General features: G+C 72.8%; 15 protein-coding genes. 12 read left to right on the forward strand and 3 right to left on the reverse strand.

Annotated elements, in window-relative coordinates; all coding sequences use genetic code 11:
* Positions 1-238 precede the first annotated feature (238 nt).
* Complete coding sequence (locus CYQ11_RS26070) at positions 239-754, forward strand: ATP-binding protein (RefSeq protein ID WP_099202753.1); 516 nt, start codon at positions 239-241, stop codon at positions 752-754.
* Here the strand turns inward: CYQ11_RS26070 and idi are convergent.
* From idi to galE, 3 genes are all read right to left on the reverse strand, one after another.
* Positions 729-1,340, reverse strand: a complete 612-nt coding sequence (gene idi / locus CYQ11_RS26075; protein WP_099202754.1) for an isopentenyl-diphosphate Delta-isomerase — start codon at positions 1,338-1,340, stop codon at positions 729-731. The two genes, CYQ11_RS26070 and idi, sit on opposite strands and share 26 nt — an antisense overlap.
* Before the next feature lie 111 nt (positions 1,341-1,451).
* Entirely contained in the window at positions 1,452-2,399 is a 948-nt protein-coding gene (locus CYQ11_RS26080; RefSeq protein ID WP_099202755.1) for a cation diffusion facilitator family transporter, read from the reverse strand.
* Between the two features lie 144 nt (positions 2,400-2,543).
* The gene (gene galE, locus CYQ11_RS26085; RefSeq protein WP_099202756.1) at positions 2,544-3,530 is read right to left on the reverse strand and encodes a UDP-glucose 4-epimerase GalE; all 987 of its coding nucleotides are present in this window, start codon (positions 3,528-3,530) and stop codon (positions 2,544-2,546) included.
* A 267-nt stretch (positions 3,531-3,797) separates the two neighbouring features.
* On the opposite strand from galE, the gene CYQ11_RS26090 reads away from it, so the two are divergent.
* From CYQ11_RS26090 to CYQ11_RS26140, 11 genes are all read left to right on the forward strand, one after another.
* Complete coding sequence (locus CYQ11_RS26090; RefSeq protein WP_099202757.1) at positions 3,798-5,579, forward strand: DUF5941 domain-containing protein; 1,782 nt, start codon at positions 3,798-3,800, stop codon at positions 5,577-5,579.
* Entirely contained in the window at positions 5,576-6,328 is a 753-nt protein-coding gene (locus CYQ11_RS26095) for a phosphocholine cytidylyltransferase family protein (RefSeq protein WP_099202758.1), read from the forward strand. Before CYQ11_RS26090 ends, CYQ11_RS26095 begins: the two co-directional genes overlap by 4 nt.
* A complete protein-coding gene (locus CYQ11_RS26100) occupies positions 6,316-7,377 on the forward strand; it encodes an iron-containing alcohol dehydrogenase family protein (protein ID WP_099202759.1) in 1,062 nt (353 codons plus the stop codon). Before CYQ11_RS26095 ends, CYQ11_RS26100 begins: the two co-directional genes overlap by 13 nt.
* Entirely contained in the window at positions 7,355-8,134 is a 780-nt protein-coding gene (locus tag CYQ11_RS26105) for a CDP-alcohol phosphatidyltransferase family protein (RefSeq protein ID WP_099202760.1), read from the forward strand. Before CYQ11_RS26100 ends, CYQ11_RS26105 begins: the two co-directional genes overlap by 23 nt.
* Entirely contained in the window at positions 8,131-9,027 is an 897-nt protein-coding gene (locus CYQ11_RS26110) for a glycosyltransferase family 2 protein (RefSeq protein WP_099202761.1), read from the forward strand. Before CYQ11_RS26105 ends, CYQ11_RS26110 begins: the two co-directional genes overlap by 4 nt.
* 78 nt (positions 9,028-9,105) lie before the next feature.
* Complete coding sequence (locus CYQ11_RS26115) at positions 9,106-10,041, forward strand: ABC transporter permease (RefSeq protein ID WP_099202762.1); 936 nt, start codon at positions 9,106-9,108, stop codon at positions 10,039-10,041.
* Positions 10,034-10,825: an ABC transporter ATP-binding protein gene (locus CYQ11_RS26120; protein ID WP_099202763.1), complete on the forward strand. Its 792-nt coding sequence runs from the start codon at positions 10,034-10,036 to the stop codon at positions 10,823-10,825. The genes CYQ11_RS26115 and CYQ11_RS26120 overlap by 8 nt, the downstream gene beginning before the upstream one ends.
* Before the next feature lie 428 nt (positions 10,826-11,253).
* Complete coding sequence (gene hpnC, locus CYQ11_RS26125) at positions 11,254-12,153, forward strand: squalene synthase HpnC (RefSeq protein WP_181143791.1); 900 nt, start codon at positions 11,254-11,256, stop codon at positions 12,151-12,153.
* The gene (gene hpnD, locus CYQ11_RS26130) at positions 12,150-13,100 is read left to right on the forward strand and encodes a presqualene diphosphate synthase HpnD (RefSeq protein ID WP_181143792.1); all 951 of its coding nucleotides are present in this window, start codon (positions 12,150-12,152) and stop codon (positions 13,098-13,100) included. The genes hpnC and hpnD overlap by 4 nt, the downstream gene beginning before the upstream one ends.
* Before the next feature lie 82 nt (positions 13,101-13,182).
* The gene (gene hpnE, locus CYQ11_RS26135; RefSeq protein WP_099202764.1) at positions 13,183-14,643 is read left to right on the forward strand and encodes a hydroxysqualene dehydroxylase HpnE; all 1,461 of its coding nucleotides are present in this window, start codon (positions 13,183-13,185) and stop codon (positions 14,641-14,643) included.
* A complete protein-coding gene (locus CYQ11_RS26140) occupies positions 14,640-15,779 on the forward strand; it encodes a polyprenyl synthetase family protein (protein WP_099202765.1) in 1,140 nt (379 codons plus the stop codon). The genes hpnE and CYQ11_RS26140 overlap by 4 nt, the downstream gene beginning before the upstream one ends.
* Positions 15,780-15,793: the final 14 nt, after the last annotated feature.

A 15,793-nucleotide genomic window follows, 5' to 3' on the forward strand; every position in this document is an offset into this window, starting at 1 on the left:
TCGCTCACGTCCGCCCGACGCCGCCTGGTGACGTCTCGTCGCGGACGGGGGTGTTCCGGAAGGCCCCGTGAACGGCTCAGTAAGCAGCCATGAACAGTCGTGGGAGTGACTCCGGCATACGCGCTCGGTCAAAGTCCTTCTAAAGGCGTCGACTTGTGGACAGCTCGTCGGTGCGCACCCCAAGGTTCCCAACACTCGGCATGTGCGGTCGAGTCAGGGTGAGGGGTTGGTATCGGACATGGAGAGCCACGGGAGCGTCCCGTCCGAACCGCGGCGGACGCCCCCGCCCCGGAAGCCGGCGGAGTACGACGGCACCTGGCGGTACACCGCCCCCGCCCTCGACTCCTCCGTCCCCCGCGCCCGGCACGCGGTCCGCGACCTGATCCGCCGGGAGCGCGTGCCGCTGCGCGAGGACCTGCTGCAGGGGCTGCTGCTCATCGTCTCGGAGCTGGTGACCAACGCCGTCCAGCACGCCGCGCTGCTCTCCCCCGAAGTGGCCGTGGAGGTCTCCCTCGGCCCGGCCTGGGTGCGGGTTGCGGTCGAGGACAGCCACCCCTACCGGCCCAGGCCGACCGAGGCGTACGCCGAGGACGAGCCGCGGACCGGAGGCCGGGGGCTGCTGCTCGTCCAGGCCACCGTGGCCGAGGCCGGTGGCCTGTGCGACGTCGAGCACACCGCGGCCGGCGGCAAGGTGATCTGGGCCGCCCTGCCGCTGTGCCCGCCGCCGGCTACCAGCCCGTCCCGGCCCCGGTGAGCTCCCGGATCGCCGGCCGCGCCGCGTCCAGCACCGTCGTGAACCACGCCGAGAACGTGTGCTTCGCGCGCAGCTCCTCCAGCTCGGCCGGGGTCACGAACGCTGTCTCCACGATCTCCTCCGGGTCCGGCCGGGGCTCGGCCCGCACGGTCCCCACGAAGAGGTGGTTGTACTCCTGCTCGACCAGGCCCGAGGCCGGGTCGGGGTGGTTGTAGCGCACGGTCCCGGCCTCGCGCATCAGCGCGGGCGCGAGGCCCAGCTCCTCGCCGGTGCGGCGGGCGGCGGCCACGAACGGGGGCTCGTCCGGATAGGGGTGACCGCAGCAGGTGTTCGACCAGACGCCGGGGGAGTGGTACTTCCCCAGGGCCCGGCGCTGGAGCAGCAGCCGGCCCCGGTCGTCGAAGAGGAAGACCGAGAACGCGCGGTGCAGCCGGCCGGGCGCCAGGTGCGCGGCGACCTTCTCGGCGGTGCCGATCGTTCTGCCGTTCTCGTCGACCAGCTCCAGCATGATCGGTTCAGCGGCGTCGTCGGAGGCGGGGACCGCCGCGGAGTCGGCCGCGCGGCCCTGGGCTGATGTGATCGGCATTGACCATCCTCGTTGTCGGTCTTCGACCTCAAGTCTGCCGTACGGAATGCCCGCGACTGCCATGGATCAACCCGCTACGGGAGAGGTGACCCCCGACGGCCGGTGGCGCGGTCAGTGGCACAGCCGCGCCTCGTGCTCGGCGTGGCCGCTGGGCTCCAGCTGGAAGGTGCAGTGCTCGACGGCGAAGTGCTCGCCGAGGCAGCCCTGGAGGTCGTGCAGCATCTTCTCGTGCCCGGCCGAGTCCAGCCTCGCCGGGTCCACGACCACGTGCGCCGACAGCACCGGCATCCCCGAGGTGATGGTCCACACGTGCAGGTCGTGGAGGTCCTCGACGCCGGGCAGGGCCATGATGTGCGCCCGGACCTCGTCCATGTCGACGTCCTTGGGGGCCGCTTCCAGCAGCACGTCGAGCGCCTCACGCAGCAGCTTCACCGTGCGCGGCACGATCATCAGGCCGATGACCAGCGAGGCCACCGAGTCCGCCCGCGTCCAGCCCGTCACCATGATCACCAGGGCGGCGATCACCACGGCCAGCGAGCCCAGCGCGTCCGAGAGCACCTCCAGGAACGCGCCGCGCACGTTGAGGCTCTCCTTCTGCCCGCGCATCAGCAGGGCCAGCGAGATGCCGTTGGCCACCACGCCGACCAGGCCGAAGACGACCGCCTGCCCGCCCGGCACGTCCGTCGGGTTCGCCAGCCGCTCGACGGCCTCGAAGAGGATGAAGCCGCCGACGCCGAGCAGCAGCAGACAGTTCAGCAGCGCCGCGAGGATCTCCGCGCGGGCGTAGCCGTAGGTGCGCCGGCTGGAGGGCGGCCGGCCGGCGAAGTGGATCGCCAGGAGCGCCATGGACACCCCGACGGCGTCCGTCGCCATGTGCCCGGCCTCGGCGAACAGCGCCAGGGAGCCGGTGAGCACGCTGCCGGCGACGTACGTCAGCAGCACGGTCAGGGTGATGCCCAGCGCGACGCGCAGCCGCCCCTTGTAGGCGGCGGCCGCGGTGCCGCTCGTACCGGGCGGCGGTCCCCCGTGTGAGTGGCCGTGGTCGTGCCCCGCTCCCATGAATGCCGCCTCCGAACGGTTGCCCGAATCGGCCGGCGGACGCCGGCCGAGCCCCAGTGAACTACGGGTGGGGGGTATCGGGCAACGCGGCACTGAACACCGTTGTCATTGCCCCTGACCTGCGGGAACGCGCACCCGGGGTGATCAGCGAAGACGTGCTTCGGGGTGGTGGAGGCACCAGCCCTCCCAGGCCGAAGTGACCATGCTGCGAAGGTCGTGGGTGGCGCTCCAGCCCAGCTCCTCGGCGATCCGCTTCCCGGACGCCACGACACGCGCCGGATCACCCGGACGGCGTGGGCCGGTCTCGGCCGTCAGCCCCGGACGGCCGGTGACCTCGGCGATCAGGTCCGCCATCTCCCGGACGGACACCCCCTGGCCGGTGCCCACGTTCAGCGTCAGGTCCCCGGCGCCCGGCCGGCCGGCGAGGCGCCGGGCGGCGGCCAGGTGGGCCGTGGCCAGGTCCTCGATGTGGATGTAGTCACGGACGCAGGTGCCGTCGGGGGTGGCGTAGTCGGTGCCGAAGATCCGCGGGCGCTCGCCCCGGGTGACCCGGTCGAACATCATCGGGATGATGTTGAAGACACCGGTGTCGGCCAGCTCCGGCCGGGCCGCCCCCGCCACGTTGAAGTAGCGCAGACACGCCGTCGAGATGCCGTGCGCGGCGCCAGTGGCCCGCACGAGCCACTCGCCCGCCAGCTTCGTCTCGCCGTAGGGGTTGATCGGCAGACAGGGCGTGTCCTCGGTGACGAGGTCCACGTCGGGCATGCCGTAGACGGCCGCCGAGGAGGAGAAGACGAAGCTGCCGACACCGGCGGCCACCACCGCCTCCAGCAGCACGGTCAGCCCGTGCAGGTTCTCCCGGTAGTAGAGCAGGGGCTTCTCCACCGACTCCCCGACCTGCTTCTTCGCGGCCAGGTGCACCACGCCCGTCACGTCCAGCTCGGCGAAGGCCCGGTCGAGCACCGCACGGTCCAGCACCGAGCCCCGCACGAGCGGCGTGCCCGCGGGCAGCCGGGCGGCCACACCCGAGGACAGGTCGTCCAGGACGGCCACCCGCTCCCCGGCCTCTGTCATCGCCCGCGCCACGTGCGCCCCGATGTACCCCGCTCCGCCTGTGATCAGCCACGTCATGACGGCACCCTAATCCAGCCGGACGGCCGGGAATCCCCGCCCGCGCCCCGGGAACCGTACGGCTTCGCCGTGCGTCTGGTCAGTGACGGGGCGCCCGGGCGCGCGTACCGGTGCACGTGCGGTGAACGGCGCCTTCCAGTGATCCGATAGCCTCTGCCGACGTGCCGCACGCCGCCCCCCGGCCCGGGGCCCGGCGCGGCACGCCCGCTGCCCGGTCACTTCGCGTACCCGCGGCGGCCACGTCAGCTTCCAAGGGAGTGAGTTCGTCTGTCGACCGCCATCCTCACCGGTACGCCGCCCGCCGGCTCCGCCCTGGAGGGCGAGCTGCGGTCCCTGGGCTTCACCGTGCGCACCGCCACCGGTGCCGACGGCGCCGCGACGGCCCTGGCCGCCGTGCCGGCCGCCGAGCGGGTCGCGCTCGTCGACCCCCGCTTCGTGGGCCACACGCACGCGCTCCGGCTGGCGCTCACCGACCCCCGCTTCCCCGCCGGCGCCGTGCCGGGCGCGCTCACCGCGCAGCCGGAGGCGCGCGGCGCCCTGACGCGCGCGCTGGAGGCGGCCGGCACCGCCGAGCCGGACACCGTCGGCGCCCGCCTGGAGGCCGAGGGCGTCGCCGTGCACCGGCCCGAGCTCGGCGTGCTCGTCGCCGCCGTGCCCGAGGACGAGGCCACCCGCGCCAAGACCCGGGCCGAGGTCGAGGCCGTCGACGACGAGGCCGTGCGGCTGCGCAGCGCCGTGAAGTCCCGCGACGGGTTCTTCACCACCTTCTTCATCAGCCCGTACTCCCGCTACGTCGCCCGTTGGTGCGCACGCCGGGGGCTGACCCCCAACCAGGTGACCACCGCCTCGCTGCTGACGGCGCTCGTCGCGGCCGGCTGCGCGGCCACCGGCACCCGGCCGGGCTTCGTCGCGGCCGGGGTGCTGCTGATCGCGTCGTTCGTGCTCGACTGCACCGACGGCCAGCTCGCCCGCTACTCCCTTCAGTACTCCACGCTGGGCGCCTGGCTCGACGCCACCTTCGACCGCGCCAAGGAATACGCCTACTACGCGGGCCTGGCGCTCGGCGCCGCCCGCGGCGGGGACGACGTGTGGGCGCTCGCCCTCGGCGCGATGGTCCTCCAGACCTGCCGGCACGTCGTCGACTTCGCCTTCACCGAGGCCAACCACGACGCCAGCGCCAACACGAGCCCCACCGCCGCCCTCTCCGACAAGCTGGACAGCGTCGGCTGGACGGTCTGGGCCCGCCGCATGATCGTGCTGCCCATCGGCGAGCGCTGGGCCCTGATCGCGGTCCTCACCGCCCTCACCACGCCCCGCGTCGTCTTCACGGTGCTGCTGATCGGCTGCGCGTTCGCCGCCTGCTACACCACCGCGGGCCGCGTGCTGCGCTCGCTGACCCGCAAGGCCAAGCGCACCGACCGCGCCGCCCAGGCGCTGGCGGACCTCGCCGACTCCGGCCCGCTCGCCGAGCTCGCGGCCGGCAGCGTCGGCCGCACGGTGCCCGCCACGGCCTACAGCGCGCCCTTCTGGGCGCTGCTGGCGACGGCCTCGCTGCTCGTCGGTCCGCTCTTCGCCGGCAACGCCGGCACCTGGCGGGCCGTCCTGCAGGCCCTGGTCTACGCCGTCTTCGCGGGCGTCGCCGTGGCGCAGCCCCTCAAGGGCCCCCTCGACTGGCTCGTCCCGCCGGTGTTCCGCGCCGCCGAATACGGGATCATCCTGGTGCTCGCGGCGAAATCCGGCGTCTCCGGCGCCCTTCCTGCGGCTTTCGGCCTGGTGGCCGCGGTCGCCTACCATCACTACGACACGGTCTACCGCATCCGTGGCGGTACCGGCGCGCCCCCGCAGTGGCTGGTGCGCGCGATCGGGGGACACGAGGGACGGGTCCTGGCGGTCACGGCCGCCGCCGCCCTGTGGCACGGTCAAGGCTTCACCATCGCGCTGACGGTCCTCGCGACCGCCCTCGCGCTCGTGGTGCTCGGCGAGAGCATCCGGTTCTGGGTGTCCTCCGGGGCGCCCGCAGTACACGACGAAACAGGAGAACCCGCATGATCGGCCTCGTGCTGGCCGCCGGCGCCGGACGGCGTCTGCGCCCCTACACCGACACCCTGCCCAAGGCCCTGGTGCCGGTGGGCCCCGAGGGCGACGAGGAGTCGATCACCGTCCTCGACCTCACCCTCGGCAACTTCGCCGAGGTCGGCCTGACCGAGGTCGCCATCGTCGTCGGCTACCGCAAGGAGGCCGTCTACGCCCGCAAGGAGGCGCTGGAGGCCAAGTACGGCCTCAAGCTCACCCTGATCGACAACGACAAGGCCGAGGAGTGGAACAACGCCTACTCCCTGTGGTGCGCCCGTGACGTCCTGGGCCGCGGTGTGATCCTCGCCAACGGCGACACCGTCCACCCGGTCTCCGTCGAGAAGACCCTGCTGGCCGCCCGCGGCCAGGGCCAGAAGATCATCCTCGCCCTGGACACGGTCAAGAGCCTCGCCGACGAGGAGATGAAGGTCGTCGTGGACGCCGAGAAGGGCGTCCAGAAGATCACCAAGCTGATGGAGCCCGCCGAGGCCACCGGCGAGTACATCGGCGTCACCCTCATCGAGGCCGAGGCCGGCGAGGAGCTCGCCGACGCGCTCAAGACCACCTTCGAGCGCGACCCCGACCTCTACTACGAGGACGGCTACCAGGAGCTCGTCAACCGCGGCTTCAAGATCGACGTGGCGCCCATCGGCGACGTCCAGTGGGTCGAGATCGACAACCACGACGACCTCGCCAAGGGCCGGGGGATCGCGTGCCAGTACTGACGAGGCTCATCCCCTCGCCGGTCGTCGTCGACATCCGTGCCGGAGCCCTGGACGATCTGGCGAGCGTCCTCGCCGACCAGCGGATCTCCAGCTCCGGCAAGCTGGCCATCGCCATCAGCGGCGGCTCCGGGGCGGTGCTGCGCGAGCGGCTCGCCCCGGCGCTGCCCGGCGCCACCTGGTACGAGGTCGGCGGCGGCACGCTGGACGACGCGATCAAGCTGGGCGACGCCATGAAGAAGGGGCACTACGACGCGGTCGTGGGCCTCGGCGGCGGCAAGATCATCGACTGTGCGAAGTACGCGGCGGCCCGGGTCGGCCTGCCGCTCGTGGCCGTCGCGACGAACCTGTCGCACGACGGTCTGTGCTCGCCGGTCGCCACCCTGGACAACGACGCGGGCCGCGGCTCGTACGGGGTGCCGAACCCGATCGCCGTGGTCATCGACCTCGACGTGATCCGCGAGGCCCCCGTCCGCTTCGTCCGCTCCGGCATCGGCGACGCGATCTCCAACATCTCCTCCGTCGCGGACTGGGAGCTCGCCCACCGCGAGACGGGCGAGGCGATCGACGGACTGGCCGCCGCCATGGCCCGCCAGGCCGGCGAGGCCGTGCTGCGCCACCCCGGCGGCGTCGGCGACGACAGCTTCCTCCAGGTGCTGGCCGAGGGCCTCGTGCTCACCGGCATCTCGATGTCCGTCGCCGGTGACAGCCGTCCGGCCTCCGGCGCCTGCCACGAGATCAACCACGCCTTCGACCTCCTCTACCCCAAGCGCGCCGCCAGCCACGGCGAGCAGTGCGGCCTCGGAGCGGCCTTCGCGATGCACCTGCGCGGTGCCCGCGAGGAGTCCGCGCTGATGGTCGAGGTGCTGCGCCGGCACGGCCTGCCCGTGCTGCCGGGCGAGATCGGCTTCACGGACGAGGAGTTCGTGAAGGCGGTGGAGTTCGCGCCGCAGACCCGCCCCGGGCGGTACACCATCCTGGAGCACCTCGCGCTCTCCACCGACCAGATCAGGGACGCATACGCCGACTATGCCAAAACCGTCCGTCGCTGAGCTGCGCCCGGTCGTCCACCCCGCGGGGGTGAAGGACCGGCGCAGCGGTGAGCACTGGGCGGGCCGCCTGTACATGCGGGAGATCTCGCTGCGGGTGGACCGTCACCTGGTGAACACCAGGGTCACGCCCAACCAGCTCACCTACCTGATGACCGTCGCGGGCGTCCTCGCGGCCCCGGCCCTGCTGGTGCCGGGGATCACGGGCGCCGTGCTCGGCGTGGTCATGGTCCAGCTCTACCTGCTGCTGGACTGTGTCGACGGCGAGATCGCCCGCTGGAAGAAGCAGTACTCGAATTCCGGGGTGTACCTGGACCGGGTCGGCGCCTACCTGTGCGACGCCGCGGTCCTGGTCGGCCTGGGCCTGCGCGCCGCCGACCTGTGGGGCGGCGGCCGGATCGACTGGCTGTGGGCCTTCCTCGGCACCCTCGCCGCGCTCGGCGCCGTCCTGATCAAGGCCGAGACCGACCTCGTCGGCGTCGCCCGCCACCAGGCCGGCCTGCCGCCGGTCAAGGAGGCCGCGTCCGAGCCCCGTTCCTCCGGCGTGGCGCTGGCCCGCAAGGCCGCCGCCGCGCTGAAGTTCCACCGGCTGATCCTCGGGATCGAGGCGTCCCTGCTGATCCTGGTCCTCGCGATCGTGGACACGGCCCGGGGCGACCTGTTCTTCACCCGGCTCGGCACCGCGGTCCTCGCCGGCATCGCCGTCCTGCAGACCCTTCTGCACCTGGTGTCCATCCTCGCGTCGAGCAGGCTGCGATGACGGGCCCGGGCATGAAGGTCGGCGCGGTCGTCCTCACCATGGGCAACCGCCCCGAGGAGCTGCGCGCCCTGCTGGAGTCGGTGGCCAAGCAGACCGGCGAGGCGATCGAGGTGGTGGTGGTCGGCAACGGCTCGCCGCTGCCGGAGATCAGCGTCCCCGGCCTGGCCGTGCGGACCGTCGAGCTGTCGGAGAACGTGGGCATCCCGGCCGGCCGCAACGTCGGCATCGAGGCCTTCGGGCCGGCCGGCCGCGACGTCGACGTCCTGCTCTTCCTCGACGACGACGGCCTGCTGCCGGGCCAGGACACGGCCCAGCTGTGCCGGGAGGCGTTCGCCGCGGATCCCGAGCTCGGCATCATCAGCTTCCGTATCGCCGACCCCGACACAGGTGAGACCCAGCGTCGTCACGTGCCGCGCCTGCGGGCCTCCGACCCGATGCGCTCCTCGCGCGTGACCACCTTCCTCGGTGGCGCCAACGCGGCCCGCACCAGGGTCTTCGCCGACGTCGGCGGGCTGCCGGACGAGTTCTTCTACGCGCACGAGGAGACCGACCTCGCCTGGCGGGCGCTCGACGCGGGCTGGATGATCGACTACCGGGCGGACATGGTGCTGCACCATCCGACCACCGCTCCCAGCCGCCATGCCGTCTACCACCGCATGGTGGCCCGCAACCGCGTCTGGCTGGCGCGCCGCAACCTGCCCGCCCCGCTGGTCCCGGTCTACGTCGGCGTCTGGCTGCTGCTGACCCTGGCCCGCCGCCCCTCCCTGCCCGCGCTGCGGGCCTGGTTCGGCGGTTTCCGGGAGGGCTGGACGACTCCCTGCGGTCCGCGCCGGCCCATGAAGTGGCGTACCGTGTGGCGCCTGACCCGACTGGGTCGACCGCCCGTGATCTGACAAGCTCGTGTCTGAGAGCACCGGGCGCGTGCCGGGGCCCCGCCCCGGCAGCGCACCTTGAGGACGAAAGTGTCAACTGTGAGCGAGACAACGCACGACAGTGCGGTCGCCATGAGTGCCCCGCCATCCCCCGACGACGGACTGTCCGCCGCGGAGCTGGCCAAGAAGTACGGCCTCGCGGTGAGCGGCGCCCGGCCGAGCCTGCCGGACTACGCGCGGCAGCTGTGGGACCGGCGGCACTTCATCATCGCCTTCTCCCGGGCGAAGATGACGGCGCAGTACAGCCAGGCCAAGCTGGGCCAGGTCTGGCAGGTGGCCACGCCGCTGCTCAACGCCTCGGTGTACTTCCTGATCTTCGGCGTCCTGATGCAGCAGGGCAAGGACATGGGGATCGGCACCTACATCCCCTTCCTGGTGACCGGTGTCTTCGTCTTCACCTTCACCCAGAGCTCGGCCATGGCGGGCGTGCGCTCGATCGCCGGCAACCTGGGGCTGGTGCGCGCCCTGCACTTCCCCCGGGCGGCTCTGCCGATCTCCTTCGCGATGCAGCAGCTCCAGCAGCTGCTGCTGTCGATGTGCGTGCTGTTCGTGTTCCTGGTCGGCTTCGGTCACATGCCGGCGCTGTCCTGGCTGCTGATCGTGCCGGTGCTGGTGTGCCAGTTCGTCTTCAACACCGGCCTGGCGATGATCCTCGCCCGGATGGGCAGCAAGACCCCGGACCTGGCCCAGCTGCTGCCGTTCCTCACCCGCACGTGGATGTACGCGTCCGGCGTGATGTACAACCTGACCGCGGCGCTGGAGAAGACGAAGGCCCCCGCGTGGGTCGTCGACGTCCTGGGGGCCAACCCCGCCGCCGTCTACATCGACCTGATGCGCTGGTCGCTGATCGACAACCACAGCCGGATCCACCTGCCGCCGCACGTCTGGGCGCTGGCGGTCGGCTGGGCGCTGGTCGTCGGCGTCGGCGGCTTCGTGTACTTCTGGAAGGCTGAGGAGCAGTACGGCCGTGGCTGATCAGAACTCCGCGTCGAAGGCGTCCGAGCGGGTCCCCACCGTCATCGCGGACGACGTCCACATCGTCTACCGCGTCTACGGCGGCAACACCGGCCGCGGCAGCGCGACCGCCGCCCTGAACCGGATCATCAAGCGCAAGCCCGGGGCGGGGGTGCGCGAGGTGCACGCCGTCAAGGGTGTGAGCTTCACCGCGTACCGGGGTCAGGCCATCGGCCTGATCGGCTCCAACGGCTCCGGCAAGTCGACCCTCCTCAAGGCGGTCGCCGGGCTGCTGCCCACCGAGCGCGGCAAGATCTACACCGACGGCCAGCCCTCGCTGCTGGGCGTCAACGCGGCCATGATGAACGACCTCACGGGCGAGAAGAACGTGATGCTCGGCGGTCTGGCCATGGGCATGTCCCGGGAGCAGATCAAGGAGCGCTACCAGGGCATCGTCGACTTCTCCGGCATCAACGAGAAGGGCGACTTCATCACGCTGCCCATGCGGACGTATTCCTCCGGCATGGCGGCCCGCCTGCGCTTCTCCATCGCCGCGGCCAAGGACCACGACGTGCTGATGATCGACGAGGCGCTGGCCACCGGTGACCGGTCGTTCCAGAAGCGCTCGGAGGAACGCATCCGCGAGCTGCGCAAGGAGGCCGGCACGGTCTTCCTGGTCAGCCACAACAACAGGTCGATCCGGGACACCTGCGACCGCGTGCTGTGGCTGGAGCGCGGCGAGCTGCTCATGGACGGGCCGACCGACGAGGTGGTCCGGGCCTATGAGAAGGAGACGGCCCGCTAGCGGTCCGCTTCCCGCTCGCTCCCGGGGCCCAAGGGCCCCGGGCCGAGAAGGCCCCCGGGGCGTGCGCCCAGGGGGCCTTGACCTATCCGTGACGACCAACTGGCTTATTAGCAGGGTTGATTCACCGCGTGCGTGGCATTGTATGGATCAAGCACGTACCCCGGCGGGCGTCGGACATTTGTACGGCGTACCCTGTAGCGTGCTCTTTTGTGGTTGTTTGCGGTGGGGCATGGTGACCTGGGCGCCCCCCGACGGCGGGGTGGCGCGAGGGGCGGCTCAAGGGGGAGCCCAAGGCGGCGCCGCTGTGCGGCGTGTCCGAAATAGGATGTTCTGGGTCGGCAGTGTAGAACGGGAGATGTGACGGCAATGGGTACGGGAACTCTCCAGATCAGAGACGCGTACGCCGTCCCCGGTCCGGGCAGCCCGCGATGACCGCGGGGACGGACGCGCACACGCGCGCCGTGCTCGACAAGGCCGCGCACGAGAACTTCCCGGTGGCACCCTTCTTCGTGCCCCGCGCCTGGCGGGACGACCTCATGGCCGTCTACGGCTACGCCCGCCTGGTCGACGACATCGGCGACGGCGACCTGCCCCCGGGCGGCCGTGACGCCGAGCTGCTGGGCCTGGACCGCGAGCAGAGCGACGACCGCGTCGCCATGCTCGACGCCTTCGAGGCCGACCTCCTGCGGGTCTTCGACCGCACGGGCACGGGCCCGCGCCACCCCCTGCTGCTCCGCCTGCGCCCCACCGTGCGGCGCTGCGGGCTCACCCCCGAGCCCTTCCTCGGGCTGATCGGGGCCAACCGCCAGGACCAGCGGGTGCGCCGCTACGGCACGTACGCCGACCTGCTCGCCTACTGCGAGCTGTCCGCCAACCCCGTGGGCCGCCTCGTCCTCGGCATCACCGGCACCGCCACCCCCGAGCGGACCCGCCGCTCGGACGCCGTCTGCACCGCCCTGCAGATCGTCGAACACCTACAGGACGTCGCCGAGGACCTCCGGCGCGACCGCGTCTACCTCCCCGCCGAGGACATGGAGCGCTTCCGCGTCACGGAGGCCGACCTCGCCCGCGCCACCGGCAGCGCTTCGGTGCGTGCACTGGTCGCGTACGAGGCGGAACGCGCCCGGCACCTGCTGAATGAAGGCACCCCCCTGGTGGGTAGCGTCCACGGCAGGCTGAAGCTGTTGCTCGCGGGGTTCGTGGGCGGAGGGAGGGCCGCGCTCCGAGCGGTCGCCGCCGCGGGCCACGACGTTCTCCCCGGACCGCCCAAGCCCACCAAGCTCAGCCTGCTGCGCGAGGTGGGGGCGACACTGCGAAGAGAGGGGTGAGCGGGACCGTGACCGGAACGCCATACGCGTCCGCGCCGGTACTCGCCGCGTACAGCTACTGCGAGGCCGTCACCGGACAGCAGGCCGGCAACTTCAGCTACGGCATCAGACTCCTGCCGGCCGCCAAGCGGCGGGCGATGTCGGCGCTGTACGCCTTCTCGCGGCGCGTGGACGACATCGGCGACGGCCCCCTGGACGCCGAGTCCAAGCGGCTGCGCCTGGAGGACGCCCGGACGACGCTGGACCGGATCAAGGCCGGCGACCTCGACGAGGACGACACCGACCCGGTGGCCGTCGCGCTCGCGCACGCCGTGCGCCGCTTCCCCATCCCCATCGGCGGCCTCGACGAACTGATCGACGGCGTCCAGATGGACGTGCGCGGCGAGACCTACGAGACCTGGGACGAGCTGTCGGCGTACTGCCGCTGCGTCGCGGGCGCCATCGGCCGGCTCTCGCTCGGCGTGTTCGGGACCGTGCCCGGCGCGCGTGACACCGCGCGCGCCGCCGAGTACGCCGATACCCTCGGCCTCGCCCTCCAGCTGACCAACATCCTGCGCGACGTCCGCGAGGACGCGGCCAACGGCCGCACCTACCTGCCGTCCGAGGACCTCGCCAAGTTCGGCTGCTCCGCCGGGTTCCACTCCGCCACGCTGCCGCCCGGCGCGGACTTCACCGGGCTGGTGCAGTTCGAGGTGCGGCGCGCCCGGGCGCTCTTCGCCCAGGGCATGCGGCTGCTGCCCATGCTCGACCGGCGCAGCGGCGCCTGCGTCGCCGCCATGTCCGGCATCTACCGCCGGCTCCTGGACCGCATCGCCGAGGAGCCGCAGGCCGTGCTGCGCGGCCGGGTCTCCCTGCCCGGGCGCGAGAAGGCGTTCGTCGCCGTGCGCGGGCTGTCCGGGTACGACGCGCGGACCGTCCACCGGCAGACCGCCAGGGGGCGCGCTTGATGGCCCGCGCCCACACCCGCCACCGGTCTGCAACCCTCCGCCCGGCCGGCGCGTCCCTGACAGCAGCCGAGGGGGTGGGGGCATGACGTCGGAGACGACCACCCGGCACGGCCGGCTCCCCGCGCACGAGGCAGGCCGCCCCGAGGGGGCGGCCGCGGTGGTGATCGGGGGCGGCCTGGCCGGCGTCACGGCGGCGCTGGAGCTGGCCGACGCCGGACTGCGCGTCACCCTGCTCGAAGGCCGCCCGCGCCTGGGCGGCCTCGCCTTCTCCTTCCAGCGCGGCGAGCTGACCGTCGACAACGGCCAGCACGTCTACCTGCGCTGCTGCACCGCCTACCGGTGGTTCCTCGACCGCCTCGACGCGCGGGCGCTCGCCCCCCTCCAGGACCGGCTCGACGTGCCCGTCCTGGACGTGGGCCGCCCCTCGGGCCGGCCCCGCCTCGGCCGGCTGCGCCGCACCGCGCTGCCCGTCCCCCTCCACCTGGCCGCCAGCCTCGCCACCTACCCCCACCTCTCGGTCGCCGAGCGGGCCGGGGTCGGGCGGGCCGCCCTCGCCCTGCGGGGCATGGACCCCCTGGACCCGGCGCTCGACGACGTCGACTTCGGAAGCTGGCTGCGCCGCCACGGCCAGTCCGCCCGCACCGTCGAGGCCCTGTGGGACCTCGTCGGCGTGGCCACCCTCAACGCCACCGCCGAGCACTCCTCGCTGGGCCTGGCCACGATGGTCTTCAAGACCGGCCTGCTCTCCGAGCCCGGCGCCGCCGACATCGGCTGGGCGCACGTCCCCCTCGGCGAGCTGCACGACACCCGCGCCCGCGCCGCCCTCGACCGGGCCGGCGTGCGCACCGCGCTGCGCACCCGCGCCACGCGGATCTCCGCGCACCCCGAGGGCGGCTGGCAGGTGGACACCGCGGCCGGCCCCGGCACCGCCGGGCGGCTCGCCGCCGACACCGTCGTGCTCGCCGTACCGCAGCGCGAGGCCCACGGCCTGCTGCCCGAGGGCGCCCTCGACGAGCCCGGCCGGCTCCTCGGCATCGGCACCGCGCCGATCCTCAACCTGCACGTCGTCTACGACCGCAAGGTCCTGCGGCAGCCGTTCTTCACCGCCCTGGGCAGCCCGGTGCAGTGGGTCTTCGACCGCACCGACTCCTCCGGACTGGCCGCCGCCGACCCCGGCGCCCAGTACCTGGCCGTCTCCCAGTCGGCCGCTCAGGACGACATCGACCGGCCCGTCGCCGAGCTGCGCGAGCGTTATCTGCCCGAACTGGAGCGCCTGCTGCCCGCCGCCCGGGGCGCGGTCGTCAAGGACTTCTTCGTCACCCGGGAGCGCACGGCGACGTTCGCCCCCACCCCGGGCGTCGGCCGCCTGCGGCCGCACGCCCCCACGAACGCGCCCGGCCTCTACCTGGCCGGTGCGTGGACCGCCACCGGCTGGCCCGCGACCATGGAGAGCGCGGTGCGCAGCGGGCTGAACGCCGCCGGCGCGGCACTCTCCGAGCTCGGCCGACCGCACCGGAACCCCGTGCGGGAGGCGGCGGTATGAACCAGCGAGCCATCAAGGCGCGCGTCCCCCACAGTGGGGCGCGTGTGAGCACGACCACCAGAGGAGAGACCGTGACATCGGCGATCCCAGCTGTCGACACCGCGGGCGTCCAGGCCCTGCTGGAGCGCGGACGGACGCTTGCCACGCCGGTGCTGCGTGCCGCCGTGGACAGGCTCGCCGCACCCATGGACACCGTGGCCGCCTACCACTTCGGCTGGATCGACGCCGAAGGCCGGCCCGCCCACGGCGACCAGGGCAAGGCCGTCCGGCCCGCCCTCGCCCTGCTCTCGGCCGAGGCCGCCGGCGCGCCCGCCGAGGTGGGCGTCCCCGGCGCCGTCGCCGTCGAGCTCGTGCACAACTTCTCGCTGTTGCACGACGACCTGATGGACGGCGACGAGCAGCGCCGCCACCGCGACACCGTCTGGAAGGCGTACGGCCCCGCGCAGGCCATCCTCGTCGGCGACGCCCTCTTCGCGCTCGCCAACGAGGTCCTGCTGGAGCTGGGCACCGTCGAGGCCGGCCGGGCCACCCGGCGCCTGACCACGGCCACCCGCAAGCTCATCGACGGCCAGGCCCAGGACATCTCCTACGAGCACCGCGAGCGGGTCACCGTCGCGGAGTGCCTGGAGATGGAGGGCAACAAGACCGGTGCCCTCCTGGCCTGCGCCGTCTCCATCGGCGCGGTCCTCGGCGGCGCCGACGAACGTACGGCCGACACCCTGGAGGCCTACGGCTACCACCTCGGCCTCGCCTTCCAGGCCGTCGACGACCTGCTCGGCATCTGGGGAGACCCGGAGGCCACCGGCAAGCAGACCTGGAGCGACCTGCGGCAGCGCAAGAAGTCGCTCCCCGTCGTCGCCGCCCTCGCGGCGGGCGGCTCCGCGTCCGAGCGGCTCGCCGGCATGCTCGCCGCCGACGCGAAGCTCACCGACGCCCAGCTGGCCGACTTCAGCGAGGAGGAGTTCGCCCACCGCGCCGCCCTGATCGAGGAGGCGGGCGGCCGGGAGTGGACCTCTCAGGAGGCGCGCCGCCAGCACGCCACCGCGATCGAGGCGCTGAGCGCCGTGGACATGCCCGCAGAGGTCAGGGCGCAGCTGACCGCCCTCGCCGACTTCGTCGTCGTACGGAAGAGATGATTGCCATTCACCCG

This window comes from Streptomyces cinnamoneus (assembly GCF_002939475.1).
Classification (GTDB): domain Bacteria; phylum Actinomycetota; class Actinomycetes; order Streptomycetales; family Streptomycetaceae; genus Streptomyces; species Streptomyces cinnamoneus_A.